We start from the raw sequence: 19,251 nt of genomic DNA, 5'->3' as shown, positions 1-19,251 counted from the left end.
GTAGATCGCCTCGCCGCTGTGCTTGTCGAAGCCGGTCTGGACCGTGCGGGTGATGACCTCGCCGGCGGCCTTGGCCTCGCCGACGCGGGCGTTGAAGCCGTCGATGTTGCGCACCGCGAGCTTCGACATCTTCTTGTAGCGCTCCTCCATCTCGCGCACCGCCCATTTCAGGGCGACGACCGCCTTCTTCGGGTCGGTGACGACCGGGGTGAGCAGATGCGGGATGCCGTCATAGACGGAGAGCTCGAGCATCTTGGGATCGACCATGATCAGGCGGCACTCCTCCGGCTTCAGCCGGTAGAGGATCGACAGGATCATGGTGTTGATCGCGACGGACTTGCCCGAGCCGGTGGTGCCCGCCACTAGAAGGTGCGGCATGCGGGCGAGATCCGCGATCACCGGCTCGCCGCCGATGGTCTTGCCGAGGCAGAGCGCGAGCTTGTGCTTGGTCGCCTCGAAATCCTGGCTGGCGAGGAGCTCCCGCAGGAAGACGGTCTCGCGCCGGGCATTGGGCAATTCGATGCCGATGGCGTTCTTGCCCTGCACCACCGCGACACGCGCCGACACCGCGCTCATCGAACGCGCGATGTCGTCCGCAAGCGAAATCACGCGGGACGACTTCGTGCCCGGGGCTGGCTCAAGCTCATAGAGGGTGACGACAGGGCCAGGGCGAACCTGAGTGATCTCGCCGCGCACGCCGAAATCCTCGAGCACGCCTTCGAGCAGCGTCGCATTCTGCTCCAGCGCATCGGTCGAGACCGCATTGGCCGCGACCTTCTTCGGTTCGGCCAGATAGGTCAGCGGCGGCAGTTCGAAGCTCTCGCGGTCGAGCAGGGAGGGCTGCGCCTCGCGCTGGATGCGCTTGCCGGGCTTCGGCGCGCCGCGCGGCATGGCCACGCGCGGGGCGTTGAGATCGCGCAGGTCCTGCGGCTCGTCATCGAGATCGAAGGGCGCATCGAAATCATCGGCCGGGCGGCTGGCCACGGCGGGGCGAGCGCCCGGAAGCGGCTCGGGATCGAAAGCGGGACTGGTGCGGCGGGCCGCGGGAGCCTCGCCGAACTGCGGCTCGCGGCGCACGCGGCCATTTTCATCACGCGGGGCGACGCCCGTGTCGACCACCGGCTCGGGCGGCTGCGGCAGACGGCGCAGGATCGCCGCGCGCATGGCCATGGCGCCATGGGCGAGCCAGCCGATCAGGATGACGGTGATGCCGGGCTCGTCGTCGCGGCGCTCCTCGCCGTCCGACCAGCTGTCCTCCGCCTCGTCGCTGTCGAGCGCCGGATCCTCGTCGGTGACGAAGCCGAAGCCGGCAGCGGCCGTGACGGCCAGGATGGCGATGCCGGCATAGAGGAAGCCGACGAGGCTGCCGACGGCGCTGCCGGCGATTCCCGCGATGTTGCGCGTGCCGAAGAGCAGGCCATCGCCGATGACGCCGCCCATGCCTGTCGGCAGCGGCCAGCGCGGCGTTGCCGGGAGAGCGCTGGCGACGGCGGCGGTCGCGGCGACGCCGACGACCCAAAGGCCGAGCTTGAGCGCGCCACGATCGAAGAGATGGAAGCGCATGAGCCTGAGCGCCCAGATCATCGGCGGGAACAGCAGGGCGATGACGCCGAGGCCGATGAGCTGCATCAGTAGGTCGGCGACCATGGCGCCGGGGCGCCCGAGCCAGTTGCGGACCGCGCCGCTGGTGGCGTTGTTGAGGCTGGGATCGTCGACCGACCAGCTCGCCAGTGCGACGGCGATCGCGACCATGAAGGCCAACACGCCGAGCCCGGTCATTTCCGAGGCGCGGCGCGACAGGAACTCCCGCACCGGATCGGGCAGGCGGTCCATGAGCGATTGGGAGCGGCGGATGGTGCGCATGCGGCTTCGGGTTATCCGGACTGTCGGGGCCGCATCATCCGGCCATCAGCGAGAGGTTAGGAAGGCGAGGTTAAGACCCGCTTAACCTTGAGACGTATCGCGGATTGCTGACGCGTCTTGTCGGGAGCCTGGGAACCCCGGACGGCGCCCCGCGCTTGCTCCGGGGATGGCGGAAACCGTGAGGAACGATCGATGTCCGACGAGAGCAGGACAAAGCAGGCCCGCATCGCCCAAATCTGGCGAGGGCGCACGACGCGCGAAAAGGCGGAGGATTATGCGGCCTATCTCCGCAAGGAAGGCGTGACGCCTTTGCAGGAGAAGGCGCTGGGCGCGCAGATGTTTCGGGAAGACCGGGAGACCGAGAGCGAGTTCGTCACGATCTCCTATTGGGAGAGCGTCGAGGCGATGTCGCGCTTTGCCGGGCCCGATCCGCGCCGGATCCACCACCTGCCGCGCGATGCCGAATTCCTGATCGAGCTGCCCGAAGGCGTGCAGGTGCTGGAGATCGTGCTGAACGAGCCGGGCTGAAAGCCGTCCCCGGCGCAAAAGAAAACCCCGGCGGTCGCCCGCCGGGGTGATGATTTCACGTGAATCGCGCGGCGATCAGTCGTGATAGGCGCGCTCGCCATGCTCGGCGATGTCGAGACCTTCGCGCTCCTGATCGGAGGTGACGCGCAGGCCGACGACGACATCGACGATCTTGTAGAGGATCGCCGAGCCAACGCCGCTGAACACCAGCGTGAACAGCACGGCCTTGACCTGCGCCATCACCGCCGGCCCGAACTCATAGGCTCCGACGACGAGCTCGCCGGGCTTGGTCGAGTAGTCCGGGATGCCGGCGCCGCCGAGCGTGGTGTTGACCAGGATGCCGGTCGCGATCGCGCCGATGATGCCGCCGACGCAGTGGATGCCGAAGACATCGAGCGAGTCGTCGTAGCCGAGCGCGTTCTTCACCGTCGAGCAGAAGACGAAGCAGACGACGCCCGCGACGATGCCTAGGAGGATCGAGCCCATCGGGCCGGCGAAGCCGGCGGCCGGGGTGACGGCGACGAGGCCGGCGACAGCGCCCGAGACCATGCCGAGCATCGAGGGCTTGCCCTTGACCGCCCATTCGATGAACAGCCAGCCGACGGCGGCGCCGGCGGTCGCGACGAAGGTGTTGATCATCGCCAGCGCGGCAGTGCCGTTCGCTTCGAGGTTGGAGCCGGCGTTGAAGCCGAACCAGCCGACCCACAGCAGCGAGGCGCCGATCAGCGTCATGGTCAGGGAGTGCGGAGCCATCAGCTCCTTGCCGTAGCCGATGCGCTTGCCGATCAGCACGCAGCCGACGAGGCCGGCGATGCCTGCGTTGATGTGGACGACCGTGCCGCCGGCGAAGTCGAGCGCGCCCCATTTGAAGAGCATGCCGGCGTCGGCATTGACCGCATCCAGCGCGGACTGGGCGGCAGTCTTGCCGTCCGCGCCGGCTTCGGCGAGCGCCTTGGCGGCGTTGCCGACCGCGTCAGGCCCGCCCCAGTACCAGACCATGTGGGCCATCGGGAAATAGATGAAGGTGACCCAGAGCACGCTGAACAGCAGCAGCGCCGAGAACTTCATGCGCTCGGCGAAGGCGCCGACGATGAGCGCCGGCGTGATGCAGGCGAAGGTCATCTGGAAGCAGATGTAGACGAATTCTGGGATGTAGACGCCGTTCGAGAAGGTGCCCGCGACCGTCGTCGCGTCGACGCCCCTCAGGAACGCCTTCGAGAAGCCGCCGACGAAGTCGTTCAGGCCGCCGCCATTGGTGAAGGCGAGCGAGTAGCCATAGGTGACCCAGAGGATGCAGACGACGCTGACGATCGCGAAGACCTGCGTCAGCACCGAGAGCATGTTCTTGGAGCGGACGAGACCGCCATAGAAGAGCGCGAGGCCGGGAACGGTCATGAGCAGGACGAGGACCGTCGAGCTCATCATGAAGGCGACGTCGCCCTTGTTGGGAACCGGCGGCGCGGCGGGGGCCTGGGCGAGCGCTGCGCCGGCCGAGAGCGCGACCAGCGCGAGGCCGGCCAATCCGGTCCGCAAGGAAGTCCTGAAATTCATCGTCTAAAACTCCTGAAGGGGTCGGGGCTCAGAGGGCGTCGGCGTCGGTCTCGCCGGTGCGGATGCGCACGGCCTTCTCAAGCGACGAAACGAAGATCTTGCCGTCACCGATCTGGCCGGTGCGGGCTGCGGCGGTGATCGCCTCGATCACCTGCGGGACGAGCTCGTCGGAGACGGCGACCTCGATCTTGATCTTCGGCAGGAAGCTCACGGCATATTCGGCGCCGCGGTAGATTTCCGTATGACCCTTCTGGCGGCCGTAGCCCTTCACCTCGGTCACCGTCAGGCCGTGGACGCCGATGGCGGTGAGCCCGTCGCGCACCTCCTCCAGCTTGAACGGCTTGATGATCGCCATCACGATTTTCATGTGCTGGGTTTCCCCGTCTGCGCCGCCCGGTCGTCAGCCCCGGCGATCTCGTTGAAGCTCGTGCGCCCTGCGGACCGCAGTGCACCGGAGCGCTCAATTCAAGGCGCGTGCCAACCCGCTCCGGGAGCCCGAAAGGGGGCATCCGGAGGTCAGAGGGCGGGAATCACAGGTGAGGAAAGTGAAGAATGCCTAGAAAATAGGCATCAGATTAACTGAGAAGCAGCCGCTCAAAATATCATCAGCCGAGATCGGGCCTCGGCCGAATGAGCCCTTCCTGCGCGACGGAGGCGACGAGCCGGCCCTGGCGATCGAATACGAGGCCGCGCGAGAAGCCGCGTGCGCCGGAGGTCGAGGGGCTGTCCTGCGAGTACAGCAGCCAGTCATCGGCACGAAAGGGCCGGTGGAACCACAGCGCATGGTCGAGGCTGGCGCCCTGGATCTTCTGGTCGAAGACCGTCGTGCCATGCGCGATCAGGCTGGAATCGAGCAGCATCAGATCGGAGGCGTAGGCGAGCACGCTCTGGTGGAAAGCGGGCTCGTTGGGCAGGGCCTCCATCGCCCGGATCCAGACGTTGAACTTCGGCTCCATCTTGCCGCCGGTGCGATAGCGCTCCAGCTCGACCGGGCGGATTTCGATCGGCCGCTTGCGCTGGTAATAGGCCTGAACGGCATCCGGCATGTGCGGCAGCACGCTTTTCGCCATCTCCTCCCGATCCGGCAGCTCCTCGGGCATCGGGACCTTCGGCATCGGCATCTGATGCTCCAAACCGGGCTCATCGACCTGGAAGGAGGCGGACATGGCGAAGATCGCCTCGCCCTTCTGGATGGCGAGCACGCGCCGCGTGGTGAAGGAGCGGCCGTCGCGCAGGCGATCGACCTCGTAGATGATCGGGATCTCCGGGTCGCCCGGCAGCAGGAAATAGGCATGCAGCGAATGCGGCTGCCGGCCCTCGACGGTCTTGCAGGCGGCATAGAGCGATTGCGCGATCACCTGCCCGCCGAAGACGCGCGGCCAGGTCGATTTCGGGCTGCGACCGCGGAACAGGTTGCGCTCGAGCGGCTCGAGGTCGAGAATCGCCGTCAGGGAGGCGCTGATCTGGGACATGGCGGCGGCTATCGCGGTCAGGTTGACGGAGCGGCCGGCGGCCCGCAAGGAACAGCCGGTTCGTCTCGCATCAGCACCGAGGCATCCCGTGCCGTCAAGACGCCAGAGGGAGCAGCAGCATGGCCACCGAGCAGGGTTCGGGCGCACGCATCGTCATCGCGGGCGGCGGGATCGCGGGGCTGACCCTGGCGCTGGCGCTGAAGCAGGCGCTCGGCAGCGCCTTTGCGGTCACATTGGCGGATCCGGCCGTGATTGCGCCGCCGCGGGCGGACAATCGCGCCTATGCGGTGGCGGCGGGCGGGCGGGCGATGCTGGAGACGCTCGGCATCTGGCAGGCGGTTTCCGGCTCGGCCCAGCCGATGATGGAGATGATCGTCTCCGACAGCCGCACCAGCGATGCCGTGCGCCCGGTCTTCCTGACCTTCGATGGGGAGATCGAGCCGGGCCAGCCCTTCGCCCATATGGTCGAGAATGCGGCTCTGGTGACGGAACTCAAGGCGGCCTGCGAGCGAGTCGGTGTCGAACTGCGCGGGATCGGCGTGCGGCGCTTCGTGGCCGAGGACGCCAAGGTGGATGTCACCTTCGCCGATGGCTCACAGTGCGAGGCCGCGCTGCTGGTCGCGGCCGACGGTGCGCGCTCCAGGCTGCGCGAGCAGGCCGGCATCGGCTGGGTCGGCTGGAACTATGACCAATCGGGCATCGTCGCCACGATCGGCCATGAGCGGTCGCATCAGGGGCGGGCGGTCGAGCATTTCCTGCCCTCGGGGCCCTTCGCCATCCTGCCGCTGGCGGATGGCGGCAAGCTCGGCCATCGCTCATCGATCGTCTGGACCGAGGCGGCGGAGAATGTGCCGGCCCTGCTTTCGCTCGATGTCGACGATCTGCTGGCCGAGATCGAGACGCGTTTCGGGTTGGAACTCGGCGAGATCGCGCTCGAAAGCCCGGTAAGCGCCCATCCGCTCGGCTTCGGCGTCGCCCGCCGCTTCGTCGATACGCGTTTCGCGCTGCTCGGCGATGCCGCTCATTTGATTCACCCCATCGCCGGGCAGGGACTCAATCTCGGACTCAAGGATGTCGCGGCGCTGGCTGAGGTCGTCGTCGATGCGGCCCGGCTCGGGCTCGATCCCGGCTCGCTCGACGTGCTGGAGGATTACGAGAAGGCGCGCCGCTTCGACACGGTCGCGATGGGCGCCGTGACGGACGGGTTGAACCGGCTGTTCTCGAACGACGCCACGCCGCTCAGGCTGGCACGCGATCTAGGCCTCGGGCTGGTCGACCGGCTGCCGCGGCTGAAGCGCTTCTTCATCCGCGAAGCCGCCGGCGTGGCAGGCGAGCCGCCGCGGCTTCTCAGGGGCGAGGCGCTTTGAGCGCGGCGCGACAGCCGTGCGCCGCCGTCATTCCGGGGCATTGCGAAGCAATGAGCCCGGAACCCATGAACACCGGATATGCCGAAAAAACTGCGCCGGTTGCGGTTTCTTCGGCTTGAATAGTGTTCATGGGTTCCGGGCTCAAGCGTGTGCGCTTGCCCCGGAATGACGGAGGTCAGTCTTCCAGCTGCCGGGCTTCTTCCGGCAGCATGATCGGAATGCCGTCGCGGATCGGATAGGCGAGCTTCGCGGCCCGGCTGATCAGCTCCTGCTTTGCGGCATCGTACTCAAGCGTCGCCTTGGTCAGCGGGCAGACCAGGATCTCGAGCAGCTTGGGGTCTATGCGCGTGCCGACATTGGTTTCGGTCATTCGTTTCGTCCTGTTCAGCTTTTCTTGCGCGGCAAATCGGCCAGCATGCCGGCGGCGACCATCAGCTTGGGCAAGGTGAGGCCCGAGCCGACGATCGCGTTGACGGTGGTGCGCGTCCGGTCCGCCTCCTGGCCGCGCTCCGCCAGCCAGCTCTCCAGCGTGCCCTGCCCCTTGCCGGAGGCGGAGACTTCCTGGGTCAGGTTGGAATGCGCATCGTCGAGGGTCTCGAGCGCTCGTTCACGGGCCAGGCGCTCGTAGTCGTCGGTTGCAGGCACTGCCGCAGCCGCCGTTTTCAGGTTCGACAGGCCGAACAGCGCATCGATGCTGAAATGGATGCGGGCGACGTCGCCGATCCGGCGCTCGCTGCGTTCGGCGATGTCGACGATGTCGGTCGCCTCCGCCAAAGCGGGCAGGCTGGCGATGCGGGCGGCGAGCGCCTCCGGCACGCCTTCCGAGGTCAGCACGGCGATGCGGGCAAGGCGCGCCTGCGATGCGGCCTCGGGCAGCAGGCTGCCGAGTTCCTCCGCCAGCTCTTTCACGCCCCTGGCGTAGTGGGCGATGGTCTGCTCGATCGTGCCGGGCTTCGCGACGCCGCGACGCAGGAACCAGCTCATCCGGTTGGTGACGAGCTCCTGGGCCGCGCCATAGAGCCCCATTTGGGTCTTGCCGGGGATTTTGGCGTCGAGCGCGTCGATCTCGCCGTTGAGGGCGATCAGATCGAAGGAGTCGCGGGCGACTGCATAGGCGGCGGCAATGGCCGGCGCGTCCGAACGGGTCAGCGCAGCCAGCACCGGCACCAGCGCCGGGCCGCCGCGGTTGACGATCGCGTTGGCGAGCTGCGTCGCCACGATCTCGCGCCGCAGCTTGTGGCTGGCGATGGCGTCCGGATAGGCCTCGCGCAGGGCCTTCGGGAAATAGCGGACGAGCTCGCTGGCGAGGTAGGGATCATCCGGCACAGTGGATTCGAGCAGCGCGTCGTGCAGCGCGAGCTTGGCATAGGCCAGCAGCACGGCGAGCTCGGGCCGGGTCAACCCCTCGCTGCGCTTCTCGCGTTCGGCGATCTGCGCGTCGCTCGGCAGGAACTCCACCGAGCGATCGAGCCGGCCGTCCTGCTCCAGCGTCTGCATCAGGAAGCGCAGGCCCGGCGTCGCCGCGATGCCCTGCGCTTCGGTCAGCGACAGCGAGAGCGTCTGCAGGTAGTTGTTGCGCAGGACGAGATCGCCGACCTCGTCGGTCATCGCCGCGAGCAGTTCGTTACGCTTGTCTTCCTTGAGGCGTCCGTCCTTCACCGGGCCGGCCAGCGCGATCTTGATGTTGACCTCGACGTCGGAGGTGTTGACGCCGGCCGAGTTGTCGATCGCGTCGGTGTTGAGCTTCACGCCCTTGCGGGCCGCCTCGATGCGGCCGCGCTGGGTCACGCCGAGATTGGCGCCCTCGCTGATGACCCGGGCGCGGAGATCGCTGCCGGTGATGCGGATGGCATCGTTGGCGCGGTCGCCGACCTGGGCGTCGCTCTCGTCGGTCGCGCGGATATAGGTGCCGATGCCGCCGAACCAGAGCAGGTCGACGCGCGCCTTCAGGATCGCGGTCATCAGCTCGGGCGGGGATACCTCCGCCTTGTCGATGTCGAGCAGGGCGCGAACCTCGGCCGAGAGCGGGATGCTCTTGGCCTGGCGCGAGAAGATGCCGCCACCCTTGGAGATCAGCTTCTTGTCGTAGTCCTGCCAGGACGAGCGCGGCAGGGCGAAGAGGCGCTGGCGCTCGGCCAGCGACGTAGCCTGGTCCGGATCGGGATCGAGGAAGATGTCGCGATGGTCGAAGGCCGCGACGAGCTTGATCGCCGGCGACAGCAGCATGCCGTTGCCGAAGACGTCGCCCGACATGTCGCCGACGCCTGCGACGGTGAAGGGCGCCGTCTGGATGTCGATATCGACCTCGCGGAAGTGGCGCTTCACCGCCTCCCAGGCGCCGCGCGCCGTGATGCCCATGCCCTTGTGGTCGTAGCCCTGCGAGCCGCCGGAGGCGAAGGCATCGCCGAGCCAGTGGTGCTTCTCCAGCGAGATCGCGTTGGCGGTGTCGGAGAAGGTCGCCGTGCCCTTGTCGGCGGCGACGACGAGATAGGGATCGTCGCCGTCATGACGCACCGTGTCCGGCGGCGGCAGGATATTCTCGCCGTCGAGATTGTCGGTGAGCTCGAGCAGGTTGCGGATGAAGAGGCGATAGCTCTCGGTGCCCTCGGTCAGCCAGGCCGCACGGTCGGAGGCCGGCGGCAGCTGCTTCGGCACGAAGCCGCCCTTGGCGCCGACCGGGACGATGACGGCATTCTTGACCTGCTGCGCCTTGACGAGGCCGAGCACCTCGGTGCGGAAGTCCTGCGGCCGGTCGGACCAGCGCAGGCCGCCGCGCGCGACCTTGCCGAAGCGCATGTGGATGCCCTCGACGCGCGGAGAATAGACGAAGATCTCGTAGAGCGGGCGCGGCAGCGGCAGGCCGTCGACCTTGGCGCAGTCGAACTTGAAGGTGATGGTCTGGCGCGGATGGCCGTCCGGGCCGGTCTGGAAGAAATTGGTACGCAGCGCAGCGTCGACCAGGTTGATGAGGCGGCGCAGGATGCGGTCTTCGTCGAGGCTGGTGACGGCGTCGAGCGCCTCCTCGATCTCGGCGCGCTTCTGCGCCATGCGCTGCTCGCGCTCAGCCGCCGGATTGCGCGGATCGAACTTGGCGTTGAAATAGGCGATGAGCCCAGCGGCGATATCGGGGTGGCGCGTCAGAGCGTCGGCGATGTAGCTCTGCGCATAGGGCGCGCCGGTCTGGCGCAGATAGCGCCCGAAGGCGCGCAGCAGCGCGGCCTCGCGCCATGCCATGCCCGCGGCCAGCACGAGCTGGTCGAAGCGGTCGGATTCCGCGAGGCCGCGGAACTGCGCCATCAGCGCCGCCTCGATCGTCGGATCGAGGTGTTCGATGTCGATGGTGCCGTCGTCGGCCCGCTCCAGCGTCATGTCGTGCAACCAGACGCGGACGTTCTCGCCGCCCTTGGCGCCGTTGCCTTGCGGCATGATGTTGTAGGTCCGCTCGTTGATGACGCGGAAGCCCATGTTCTCCAGCACCGGCACGCGCGCCGAGAGCGAGATCGGCGCGCCGCGCGAGAAGACCTTGAGGTTGGCGCGCGTCGGTTCGTCGCCCTCGCGCCGGTAGAGGTTGACGGAGCGTGCCCGCTCCGGCGTCAGCTGCTGGAGCATCTCGATGTCGATGAGGGCGTCGGCGGCCGAGAAGCGCTCGCGATAGGCGGCGCCGAAGGCCTCGGCATAACGCTCGGCGAGCGCGCGGGCGGCGGGGCCGGCCTTCTCCTGATCGAGGACGTCCTTGAGGCCGTCGCCCCAGGTCCGGACGATGGCGCTGATGCCGGATTCGAGCGTGGCGCGGTCGATGCGCGGGGTTTTGCCGTCGTCGCGCCCGATGATGTAGTGGGTGCGCGAGAGCGGCCCCTCCGGATAGGCCGGATAGGCGGCGGAGAGGCGTCCGCCATAGATGCGCGCCAGGAATTCGCCGACGCGCAGACGCACCGTGGTGTCGTAGCGATCCTTCGGGATGAAGACGAGGATCGAGACGAAGCGGTCGAACTCGTCGACCCGGGCGAGGGCGCGGATGCGCGGCCGCTCGGTGAGCTGCAGGATGTCGAGCGCGAACTGCTCGAGCGTGGCCACGTCGATCTGGAAGAGCTCGTCGCGCGGATAGGCGTCGAGCACATTCATGAGCGAGCGGCCGGAATAGCTCGCAGGGTCAAAGCCGATGTTCTTGGCGACGCGGGCGACCTTGAGCCTGAGATAGGGGATGGCGCGGGCCGAGCCGGTATAGGCGTTCGAGGTCAGCAGGCCGACGATGCGCAATTCGCCGTCGAGCCGCCCGTCCGGCGTGAACAGCTTGACGCCGACATAGTCGAGATGGACGCGGCGGTGCACCCGGCTCTTGACGTTGGCCTTGGTGATGATGAGCGCATGGGGCTTGGCCAGGAAGGAGCGGATCTCCGGCGTGGTCGTCACCAGCTCGCGGCCCTTGCGCAGCACCTTGACGGAGGGGTCGCGCAGGATGCCGAGGCCGGAGCCCTCGATCGGATCGGCCGCGACGTCGCCGCCGGGGAAGCGATAGGCGCGGATGCCGAGCAGGGTGAAGTTGTCGCCGGCGATCCATTCGAGGAACTGCAGCGCCTCGGCGATCTCGTCCTCCGGCAGAGGCGGCGGATTGGCGCGATAGGCCTGGATCACCTCGGTGATGCGCCCGCGCATCGCGGCCCAGTCGTCGACGGCCATGGCGACGTCGGCATAGACCTGCTCGAGCCCGGCGCGCAGCTTCTCGCGGGCGTCCTGGGTATCGATGCGCGGGATATGGATGTGCAGCAGGCTCTCGCGCCGCGTGCCTTCAGGGGCGCGGCCAGTGGCCTCGCCGGCGAGCGAAAGGAACTTGCCCTTGTCATCGCGCGCCACCGCGAGGATCGGATGGGCGACGAGACGCGGCTCGAGGCCCTGTTCCTGCAATTCGGCGAGCGTCGAGTCGAGCAGGAACGGCTTGTTGTCGTTGACGACCTCCAGGATGGTGACCTGGCGCTTGCGATCGCCTTCGCCGAATTCCGCGTCGCGGAAGCCGAGATTGATGGTGTCGGGCTTGCGGGGCTGGGTCAGGTGCTCGTAGGCCGCCGCAGCGGCGTGAGCGAGCATCTCCGGCGGCAGCGCTTCGAGATCTTCGGCGACGGAGCGCCCATAAAGCAGGCGAGGAAACTCGGCGGGCATCGTGCTCTTGAGGCCGGTGGCCGCGGCTTCGATGGCTGCGATCGCCTCGGCGGTCGCGTTCGTCACCCGTTTGCCCATGTCTCACCCCAGTTGTTTTGCCGCAGCGATGGCATAGGCTGCGCAACCTTTCAACTTTGACTTGCCCGAAAAAGCGGCAAATTGCCGCCTCGGTCCGACAGGATGCACCATGGCTACAAAGCATGACAAACCAAAGCTGGGCGAGGAGCCGGCGCGGCAGGACGCGCCGCCGCAGGTGATGGCGCTTGATCTGAAGTCGGGACAGCTCTCGGCGGAGAACGAAGCCTATTTCGAGAAGTGCCGGGAGAAGCTCGGTTTCGTGCCGAATGTGCTGACATCCTATGCCCATGACGACGCCAAGCTCTCGGCCTTCGCCGCCTTCTACAACGACCTGATGCTGGCGCCGTCCGGCCTGTCGAAGCTCGAGCGCGAGATGATCGCCGTCGCGGTCTCGAGCGTGAACCGCTGCTATTACTGCCTGGCCGCCCATGGTGCGGCGGTGCGCCAGCTCTCGGGCGATCCGGTGCTCGGTGAGTTGATCGCGATGAACTATCGGGCCGCGGACCTGTCGGCGCGGCATCGCGCCATGCTCGATTTCTCGGTGAAGCTGACCGAAACCCCGCATCTGATCGGCGAGGACGACCGGTGGGCGCTGCGCAAGGCCGGTTTCTCCGAGCGCGACATCTGGGACATCGGCGCCGTCGCGGCCTTCTACAACATGTCGAACCGGATGGCCTCGGCCGTCGATATGCGGCCGAACGCCGAGTATCATCGGCAGGCGCGGTAGAAATCTCGAGCAGCTGCCGTGATTCGAGCGAGAGCACCGCGCAAAAGAAAACGGCCGGCGCAATGCCAGCCGCTAGTTGGCCTCGACTCGATGGCCCGGCTCCGCCCGAACTCCGGGGGGCTGGGGGGCTGACAAACCGGCGTTCAGCGAAACCGGGCCGTCGAGGCAACGAGGGGAGTTGAGCGGCGCAACTTGGCGGTCGCTTGGCGCGTTCGCGGCGAAAATGCGGCATTTGCGGATAATGCTGACCCAAAGCGAATGCGGGCGCACGCGATCAAACGAACGCGATACCTTGCCAGCGCAGCAGTGCGGGCGCATCATCGCACCGTCGTCCGCTTGAGTGGCGGCCAGGGAGGCGCCATGAGCGAAAGCGAAACGCCGCAATCGCAATCGGCCGGCGCGGTCGTCCATTTCCCGTCGCCGGCCCGGCCCGCAACCGTCACCTTCGATCGGCGCGAGCTCAGCGAACTGCTCAACCTCTACGGCCGCATGGTCGCGGCGGGTGAGTGGCGCGACTACGCCATCGATTTCCTGAAGGACACGGCGCAGTTCTCGGTGTTCCGGCGCTCTTCGGAGATGCCGCTCTACCGAATCGTCAAGGATCCGGCCCTGGCGCGCCGGCAGGGCGCCTATTCCGTCGTGGCCGCGACCGGCCTCATCCTCAAGCGCGGCTCCGAACTGTCCCGCGTGCTCCAGGTGCTCGACCGCAAGCTGAGCGTCGTGAGCTGAGCCTTAAAACTCAGGATCCGCTCGGCTCAGGGCTGGGCGGCGTGCGGTCGCCTTCACCCAGTTCCTTCTGCATCAGCATCTGGTCGAGCCAGCGGCCATGCTTGAACCCGACCTTCTCGGCTACGCCGATCAGGCGGAAGCCGGCCTTCTCATGCAGGCGGCGAGAGCCGACCGAGGCGCCGGTGCCATCCCCGATCACCGCGATCATCTGGCGGAAACCGCGCTGCGTGCAGGCGGTCATCAGCGCATCGAGCAGCAGGCCGCCGATACCCAGGCCTTGGGCTGCCGGGGCGATGTAGATCGAGTTCTCGACCGTTGCGCGGTAGGCCGGGCGGGGGCGGTAGGCGCCAGCATAGGCATAGCCCAGCGGCTCGCCATCGCGATGGGCGACGACATAGGGATAGCCGCCCGCCAGCACGGCCTCGAAGCGCCGCAGCATTTCCGCTTCGCCGGGTGGATCCAGCTCCCACGACGCCGTGCCATGCAGCACCGCATGGGCATAGATCGCGGTGATGGCGGGGATATCGGCGGGAGTGGCCGGGCGGATCGAAGGCGTCGTCATGCCCGGATGATGAGCAACGGGCATGCCAAAAGAAAAGGCCTGCCAAAAGAAAAGCCCCGGCCTTGCGGCCGGGGCTCTGTCCAGGCGTGGTGCCCGGAAGCGAAGGACTTAGCGGCGGTCGCCGATCAGGCTGATCAACATCTGGAACATGTTGATGAAGTTCAGGTACAGCGACAGCGCGCCGTTCACCGAGAGCTTCGCAGCCGATTCCGGATCCAGATCCGAAGAGAGATACATCTCCTTCAGGCGCTGGGTATCCCAGGCGGTCAGGCCGGCGAAGACCAGAACGCCGATCACCGAGATGCCGAAGGCCAGTGCGCTCGAGGCCAGGAAGAGGTTGACCACCGAGGCGATCACGAGGCCGATCAGGCCCATGATCAGGAACGAGCCCATGCCCGACAGCGACTTCTTCGTGGTGTAGCCGAAGAGGCTCAGCGCGCCGAAGGCGGCGGCCGTGATGAAGAACACCCGCGTCACGGAAGCGCCGGTGAAGACGACCAGGATCGACGACATCGAGACGCCCATCACCGCCGCGAAGGCGAAGAACATGGTCCGCGCCGAGGCGGCGCTCATGCTTTCGGCCTTGAACGAGAAGAGCATGATGAAGGCGAGCGGCGCGAGCATCACGACCCATTTCAGCGGGCTGAGATAGATCGCCTGGCCGAGCGCCGTCAGCCCGGCGATCTTGCCGTCGGGCGTGAAGCCGGCGATGGCCAGCATCGAGATGCCGAGCGCGGCGAGGCCGGTGATGCCGAGGCCGATCGCCATGTTGTTGTAGACGCCGAGCATGAACGAGCGCAGGCCCTGATCCATCTCGACGGCGCTGGTCTGCTGTGCGCGGCCGGCACCCCAGACTGGAGCATTGCGGTCGAAGTTGCTCATTAAGAGAGTTTCCCCTGACGTTGTTTCGGACGACGGAGAGCGCCCTCGCGCCAGCCGTCCTCGCGCATGATCGGCGCGATGACCGGAATATGAGGGGCTTTTGCGGTTCTTACAAGAGCCCGCCATGGTTAAGGCGGGCCGGGCGATAGAAGTTCGGCGTCGCGCTCATGCAGAATTACAGGATTTTAATGTCTATCGAGAGTCGTTCTCAGATAGTCATCATAAATTCCTGAGATGAGAAGCCGGCGCCTTCGCCAGTATTTTTATCGTACCGACGAGCCCGAACAGGACGGTAACCACGACAGCGGCAGTCGCAGCCAGTATCGCCCCCATGGGATCACTGACGAATTCGATCCGCATCACTTGCGTGACGATGCCCCACCCCGCCGCAGTACCCGCGACAACGCCGAACAGCGCCGCGACGAGGCCGATGACGGCGTATTCAAGGGCGTACGACGAAAGTATGAAGCGACGTGTCGCGCCGAGGGTCTTCAGGATCATCGCGTCATAGAGCCGCGCCCTCTGCCCGGCGGCCAGCGCGCCGCCCAGCACCAGCAGGCTCGCGGCGATGGCGAGGCCCGACGCACCACGGATCGCCATGGCGAGCTGGGCGACGATGGTGTTGACCGCTTCGAGCGCGTCCTTGACCCGCACCGCCGTGACCGCGGGGAAATCGAGCGCCAGGCGGCGGATCAGCACGGCGTCGGTGGCACCCTTGCCGTCCGGGCTCGCGGCGATGCTGGCGAGGTTGGTGTGCGGCGCGCCCGCGAAGGTGTTGGGCGAGAACACCATCACGAAGTTGATGCCGAAGGAGCGCCAGTCGACCGCGCGCAGATTGGCGACGCGGGCGGTGATGTTGCGGCCGAGCACGTTGACGGTGAGCCGGTCACCGATCTTGAGGCCGATGCCCGCGGCATTCTGGGCGTCGAAGGAGACCAGCGGCTCGCCGCGATAATCCGCGGACCACCACTCGCCGGCCGCGACCCTGGAACCCTCGGGCAGGCTGGCGGCGTAGGTGATGCCGCGATCGCCGTCGAGCACCCAGGCGGATTGCTCGCTCGCCTTGATGTCCTCGGCGCGGGTCTCGTTCACGGAGACGATGCGGCCGCGCATCATCGGAACGCGCTCGGTCCGGGCGCCCGGGCGCTCCGCCGCGAGGAAGGCGTCGAAGCGGTCGGAGTCGCGGCTGGGAACATCGAGGAAGAAGAAGCTCGGCGCCTTCTCGGGCAGCGCGCCTGTGAGCTGGCGCGTCAGGCTGACGTCGATGAAGGACAGCGTGGAGAGCAGCGCGACACCCAGGCCCAGCGAGAGCACGAGCGAGGGCGTCAGCGCGCCCGGCCGGTGGCTGTTGGCGAGCGCCATCCGCAAGGCCGGACGGCGCGGGCGCGGGATGCGGCGCGCGAGCGCCATCAGGCCGAGAGAGACGGCGCGCAGCAGCACGAACACGCCGAACATCACGCCGATATAGATCAGCGCGATGCGGCGATCATAGGCGAAGCCGATGGCGACGCCGGCAAGCCCGGCCAGCGCCAGCGCGCAGAGGGCAAGGTAGATCGCGCGGGGACGGCGCGGATCGGGCTCGATGCGGTCCCGGAACAGGCCGGAGACCGGGATATCGTGGGCGCGGCCGAGGGGGATGATCGCGAAGAGGAGCGCCGTCAGCAGGCCGTAGAGCGCGGCGATGGCGAGCTCGCCCGGCGCCAGGGTCGGCTCGAAGGGAACGGGCAGGATGCTCTGGACGATGGCGCCGAGCCCGAAGGGGGCGATGGCGCCGAGCACGAGGCCGATCGCCGTGCCGATGGCGGCGACGAGCATCACCTCGGTCAGGTGGATGGCGACGACGCGCCCGCCGGTGGCGCCGACCGCCTTCATCGTGGCGAAGTCGAGCTTCTTGGCCTCGACGAAGCGGCGCACCGCATTGGCGACGCCGACACCGCCGACCAGCAGGGCGGTGAGGCCGACGAGCGTCAGGAACTGGGTGAAGCGTTCGAGATTGCGCTGGAAGCTCGGCGCCGCGTTGGCGCGGGAGCGGATCTCCCAGCCGGCATCGCGTTGCTCGCTGCCGACCGTCGCGATCACCTTTTCGAGATCGGCATCGCCAGCGGCGGCTTGCGGGAGCTGCAGGCGATAGGTCCAGCGGATCAGGCTTCCCGGCTGGATCAGGCCGGTGGCGCGCAGCGCCTCCTGCGACATCAGGAGGCGTGGGCCGAAGCCGACGCCGGCGGCGATTTTGTCGGGTTCCGAAACCAGATTGGCGCGCAGCTGCAATTTGGCGCCGCCGACCGTCACGGTGTCGCCGGGCTTCAGGTCGAGCCGGCCGAACAGAACGGGATCGGCGACCGCGCCGAAGACGCCATCGCGTGTTTCCAGCAGGCCGGTCAAAGGCTGCTGCGGGTCGGTCTCGACGGTACCGATGCCGGGATAGGCGGAATCGACCGCTTTGATCTCGACCAGCGCCGCGCCCTTCTCGCCTGCATTGGCCATGCCGCGCATCGTAGCGATGCTGGAGACCGTGCCGCGTGCCGTCAGGAAGGCGAGCTCCGATGGCGAGGCCTCGCGATGGATCAGGCTGAAGGCGGCATCGCCTCCGAGGATGCGCCGTCCCTCGCGGGCGAGGCCTTCGGTCAGGCCACGCGAGGCGGAGGCGACGGCGGCGATGGTCATGACGCCGAGTGCCAAGCAGGCGATGAAGACGCCGAAGCCGCGCAGGCCCGCTCGAAGGTCGCGGATGGCGAGCCGGAGGACGAGGCCGATGCCGGGGGAGCGCGAGGGTGGGGTAGCGGCAGGCTTGACGGGAGCGTGCATCGTCAGATGACCGCCATCTCGCTGTCAGCCTCGATCACGCCGGAGCGCAGCCTGACCGTAGAATCGCAGAGCGCGGCGAGGGAGAGATCGTGGGTGACGAGCACCAAAGTCGCGCCGCGCTCGCGCTTCAGCGCGAAGATCAGGTCGACGATGGAGCGGCCGGTCGATTCGTCGAGATTGCCGGTAGGCTCATCGGCGACGAGGATCGCCGGATCGGGCGCGACGGCCCGCGCGATGGCGACGCGCTGCTGCTCGCCGCCGGAAAGCTGGGCGGGGTAGTGGTCCATGCGGTGTCCGAGGCCGACATTGCGCAGCTCGGCCTCGGCGCGGGCGAAAGCGTCTGGGCTACCGGCGAGCTCGAGGGGCAGGGCCACGTTCTCGCGCGCCGTCATGGTTGGGACGAGATGGAAGGACTGGAAGACGATGCCGATATGCCGGCCGCGGAAGACGGCGAGCCCGTCCTCGTCGAGGGCGCCGAGATCCTGCCCGGCCACCCTGACAAGGCCTGAATCCGGGCGCTCCAGCCCGGCCATGGTCATCAGCAGCGTCGACTTTCCGGAGCCGGAGGGGCCGACGAGGCCGGTCGCCTCGCCGTCGGCCAGCGACACCGAGACGCCCTTGAGGATATGGACGCGGGCGGCGCCACGCCCCAAACTCAGGTGGACATCCTGCAACTCGATCGCCGAAGCGGCCTTCTCGCTCATCACGCCATGATCCTGACTTCGCTATCCAACACCTTCCTCGCTGACAGCGGATCGCGCCCGGATTGGGGCGGGGTCGCGTCGCAAGGCGGTCTGCGGCCATATGGGCGCGGATTCGCGCTTGTCCAATCGGTTGCGGCGTTTTGCGTCGCCCTCATGCTGCTTCTCGCCGGTTCTCACGATATGGCCCATGCCCAGACATCCAGCCCGAGTCGGGCCGCCGCGAGGCCGCTGAAGCTCGTGGCCTTCGGCGATTCGCTGTCGGCGGGCTACAACCTGCCGGCCAGCGCCGCCTTTCCCGCCGTTCTGGAGCAAGCGCTGCGCCGGAAGGGCATCGCTGTCGAGATCGTGAACGCCGGCGTCTCCGGCGATACGACGCAAGGCGGGCTAGAGCGGCTCGACTGGTCGGTGCCGGACGGGACGGACGGCGTCATCCTCGAACTCGGCGCCAACGACGCGCTGCGCGGCGTCGACCCGGCGCAGACGCGGCAATCGCTGGAGACGATGATCACGCGGCTGAAGGAGCGCAGGATCCCGGTCCTGCTCGCCGGCATGTATGCGCCGCGCAATCTCGGCGAGGATTATGCGAAACGCTTCGATGCGATCTATCGCGAGCTTGCGGAAAAGCACGCGCTGGTGCTTTACCCATTCTTCCTGGAGGGCATCGCGGGCGACCGCGCGCTGAACCAGGCGGATGGGCTCCACCCCACGGCCGAGGGCGTCAACGTCATCGTCCGGACCATCCTGCCGACGGTCGAGCGCTTCATCGCCAGCTTGCCGCCCAGGTCCTGATCCGTCCACGGGTTCTCCGCGCGACGAATCCCCGATTCTT

15 protein-coding genes are annotated in these 19,251 nt (G+C 67.5%); 5 read left to right on the top strand and 10 right to left on the bottom strand.

The genetic code is table 11. The features are described 5' to 3' along the window. A partial coding sequence (locus AC1DVA_RS19195; protein ID WP_476806928.1) for a DNA translocase FtsK occupies window positions 1–1,863 on the bottom strand: 1,863 nt, incomplete at its 3' end. A gap of 192 nt (window positions 1,864–2,055) precedes the next feature. Between AC1DVA_RS19195 and AC1DVA_RS19190 the strand changes: the two genes are divergently transcribed. Continuing rightward, on the top strand, window positions 2,056–2,391 hold the full coding sequence (locus tag AC1DVA_RS19190; protein ID WP_476806927.1) for a hypothetical protein: 336 nt from the start codon (window positions 2,056–2,058) through the stop codon (window positions 2,389–2,391). A 75-nt stretch (window positions 2,392–2,466) separates the two neighbouring features. Here AC1DVA_RS19190 and AC1DVA_RS19185 read toward each other — a convergent pair whose 3' ends face one another. The 3 genes from AC1DVA_RS19185 to tesB form a co-directional block, all read right to left on the bottom strand. Next, a complete protein-coding gene (locus tag AC1DVA_RS19185) occupies window positions 2,467–3,942 on the bottom strand; it encodes an ammonium transporter (protein ID WP_476806926.1) in 1,476 nt (491 codons plus the stop codon). Between the two features lie 28 nt (window positions 3,943–3,970). Then, window positions 3,971–4,309 carry a P-II family nitrogen regulator gene (locus AC1DVA_RS19180; RefSeq protein ID WP_265050906.1) on the bottom strand — a complete coding sequence of 113 codons (339 nt, stop codon included), beginning with the start codon at window positions 4,307–4,309 and terminating at the stop codon, window positions 3,971–3,973. A 238-nt stretch (window positions 4,310–4,547) separates the two neighbouring features. Next, a complete protein-coding gene (gene tesB / locus AC1DVA_RS19175; protein ID WP_476806925.1) occupies window positions 4,548–5,414 on the bottom strand; it encodes an acyl-CoA thioesterase II in 867 nt (288 codons plus the stop codon). Window positions 5,415–5,533: 119 nt separating this feature from the next. Here tesB and AC1DVA_RS19170 point away from each other — a divergent pair, with 119 nt between their 5' ends. Continuing rightward, window positions 5,534–6,781 carry a ubiquinone biosynthesis hydroxylase gene (locus AC1DVA_RS19170; protein WP_476806924.1) on the top strand — a complete coding sequence of 416 codons (1,248 nt, stop codon included), beginning with the start codon at window positions 5,534–5,536 and terminating at the stop codon, window positions 6,779–6,781. A 175-nt stretch (window positions 6,782–6,956) separates the two neighbouring features. Here AC1DVA_RS19170 and AC1DVA_RS19165 read toward each other — a convergent pair whose 3' ends face one another. Both AC1DVA_RS19165 and AC1DVA_RS19160 read right to left on the bottom strand, forming a co-directional pair. Then, on the bottom strand, window positions 6,957–7,151 hold the full coding sequence (locus AC1DVA_RS19165) for a Trm112 family protein (protein WP_265050903.1): 195 nt from the start codon (window positions 7,149–7,151) through the stop codon (window positions 6,957–6,959). Between the two features lie 14 nt (window positions 7,152–7,165). Further along, window positions 7,166–12,013, bottom strand: coding sequence for an NAD-glutamate dehydrogenase (locus AC1DVA_RS19160; RefSeq protein ID WP_476806923.1), 4,848 nt, complete (start codon window positions 12,011–12,013; stop codon window positions 7,166–7,168). 178 nt (window positions 12,014–12,191) lie between these two features. On the opposite strand from AC1DVA_RS19160, the gene AC1DVA_RS19155 reads away from it, so the two are divergent. Together AC1DVA_RS19155 and AC1DVA_RS19150 are read left to right on the top strand one after the other, a co-directional pair. Further along, complete coding sequence (locus AC1DVA_RS19155) at window positions 12,192–12,740, top strand: peroxidase-related enzyme (RefSeq protein ID WP_476806932.1); 549 nt, start codon at window positions 12,192–12,194, stop codon at window positions 12,738–12,740. A 360-nt stretch (window positions 12,741–13,100) separates the two neighbouring features. Beyond that, window positions 13,101–13,469 carry a DUF2794 domain-containing protein gene (locus AC1DVA_RS19150; RefSeq protein WP_265050901.1) on the top strand — a complete coding sequence of 123 codons (369 nt, stop codon included), beginning with the start codon at window positions 13,101–13,103 and terminating at the stop codon, window positions 13,467–13,469. 10 nt (window positions 13,470–13,479) lie between these two features. Here the strand turns inward: AC1DVA_RS19150 and AC1DVA_RS19145 are convergent, their stop codons facing one another. The 4 genes from AC1DVA_RS19145 to AC1DVA_RS19130 all read right to left on the bottom strand — a co-directional run bounded on the left by AC1DVA_RS19145 (window position 13,480) and on the right by AC1DVA_RS19130 (window position 18,422). Next, the gene (locus AC1DVA_RS19145; protein ID WP_476806922.1) at window positions 13,480–14,031 is read right to left on the bottom strand and encodes an N-acetyltransferase family protein; all 552 of its coding nucleotides are present in this window, start codon (window positions 14,029–14,031) and stop codon (window positions 13,480–13,482) included. 108 nt (window positions 14,032–14,139) lie between these two features. Further along, the gene (locus tag AC1DVA_RS19140) at window positions 14,140–14,913 is read right to left on the bottom strand and encodes a Bax inhibitor-1/YccA family protein (protein WP_265050899.1); all 774 of its coding nucleotides are present in this window, start codon (window positions 14,911–14,913) and stop codon (window positions 14,140–14,142) included. 219 nt (window positions 14,914–15,132) lie between these two features. Next, window positions 15,133–17,718: an ABC transporter permease gene (locus tag AC1DVA_RS19135; RefSeq protein WP_476806921.1), complete on the bottom strand. Its 2,586-nt coding sequence runs from the start codon at window positions 17,716–17,718 to the stop codon at window positions 15,133–15,135. Window positions 17,719–17,720: 2 nt separating this feature from the next. Then, window positions 17,721–18,422: an ABC transporter ATP-binding protein gene (locus tag AC1DVA_RS19130; RefSeq protein WP_476806920.1), complete on the bottom strand. Its 702-nt coding sequence runs from the start codon at window positions 18,420–18,422 to the stop codon at window positions 17,721–17,723. Window positions 18,423–18,575: 153 nt separating this feature from the next. On the opposite strand from AC1DVA_RS19130, the gene AC1DVA_RS19125 reads away from it, so the two are divergent. Beyond that, window positions 18,576–19,211: an arylesterase gene (locus tag AC1DVA_RS19125; RefSeq protein WP_476806919.1), complete on the top strand. Its 636-nt coding sequence runs from the start codon at window positions 18,576–18,578 to the stop codon at window positions 19,209–19,211. Window positions 19,212–19,251 lie beyond the last annotated feature (40 nt).

The organism is Allobosea sp. P4_C6, from assembly GCF_056402015.1.
The sequence above is the reverse complement of the archived record's forward strand: the minus strand, read 5'-3'. Positions and strand labels throughout refer to the sequence as shown.

Coding starts and splice junctions, on each gene's coding strand:
- AC1DVA_RS19170 (WP_476806924.1), top strand. CDS start 5,534: ATGGCCACCGAGCAGGGTTCGGGCGCACGCATCGTCATCGCGGGCGGC.
- AC1DVA_RS19180 (WP_265050906.1), bottom strand. CDS start 4,309: ATGAAAATCGTGATGGCGATCATCAAGCCGTTCAAGCTGGAGGAGGTG.
- AC1DVA_RS19140 (WP_265050899.1), bottom strand. CDS start 14,913: ATGAGCAACTTCGACCGCAATGCTCCAGTCTGGGGTGCCGGCCGCGCA.
- tesB (WP_476806925.1), bottom strand. CDS start 5,414: ATGTCCCAGATCAGCGCCTCCCTGACGGCGATTCTCGACCTCGAGCCG.
- AC1DVA_RS19145 (WP_476806922.1), bottom strand. CDS start 14,031: ATGACGACGCCTTCGATCCGCCCGGCCACTCCCGCCGATATCCCCGCC.
- AC1DVA_RS19190 (WP_476806927.1), top strand. CDS start 2,056: ATGTCCGACGAGAGCAGGACAAAGCAGGCCCGCATCGCCCAAATCTGG.
- AC1DVA_RS19125 (WP_476806919.1), top strand. CDS start 18,576: ATGCTGCTTCTCGCCGGTTCTCACGATATGGCCCATGCCCAGACATCC.
- AC1DVA_RS19165 (WP_265050903.1), bottom strand. CDS start 7,151: ATGACCGAAACCAATGTCGGCACGCGCATAGACCCCAAGCTGCTCGAG.
- AC1DVA_RS19185 (WP_476806926.1), bottom strand. CDS start 3,942: ATGAATTTCAGGACTTCCTTGCGGACCGGATTGGCCGGCCTCGCGCTG.
- AC1DVA_RS19130 (WP_476806920.1), bottom strand. CDS start 18,422: ATGAGCGAGAAGGCCGCTTCGGCGATCGAGTTGCAGGATGTCCACCTG.
- AC1DVA_RS19155 (WP_476806932.1), top strand. CDS start 12,192: ATGGCGCTTGATCTGAAGTCGGGACAGCTCTCGGCGGAGAACGAAGCC.
- AC1DVA_RS19135 (WP_476806921.1), bottom strand. CDS start 17,718: ATGCACGCTCCCGTCAAGCCTGCCGCTACCCCACCCTCGCGCTCCCCC.
- AC1DVA_RS19150 (WP_265050901.1), top strand. CDS start 13,101: ATGAGCGAAAGCGAAACGCCGCAATCGCAATCGGCCGGCGCGGTCGTC.
- AC1DVA_RS19160 (WP_476806923.1), bottom strand. CDS start 12,013: ATGGGCAAACGGGTGACGAACGCGACCGCCGAGGCGATCGCAGCCATC.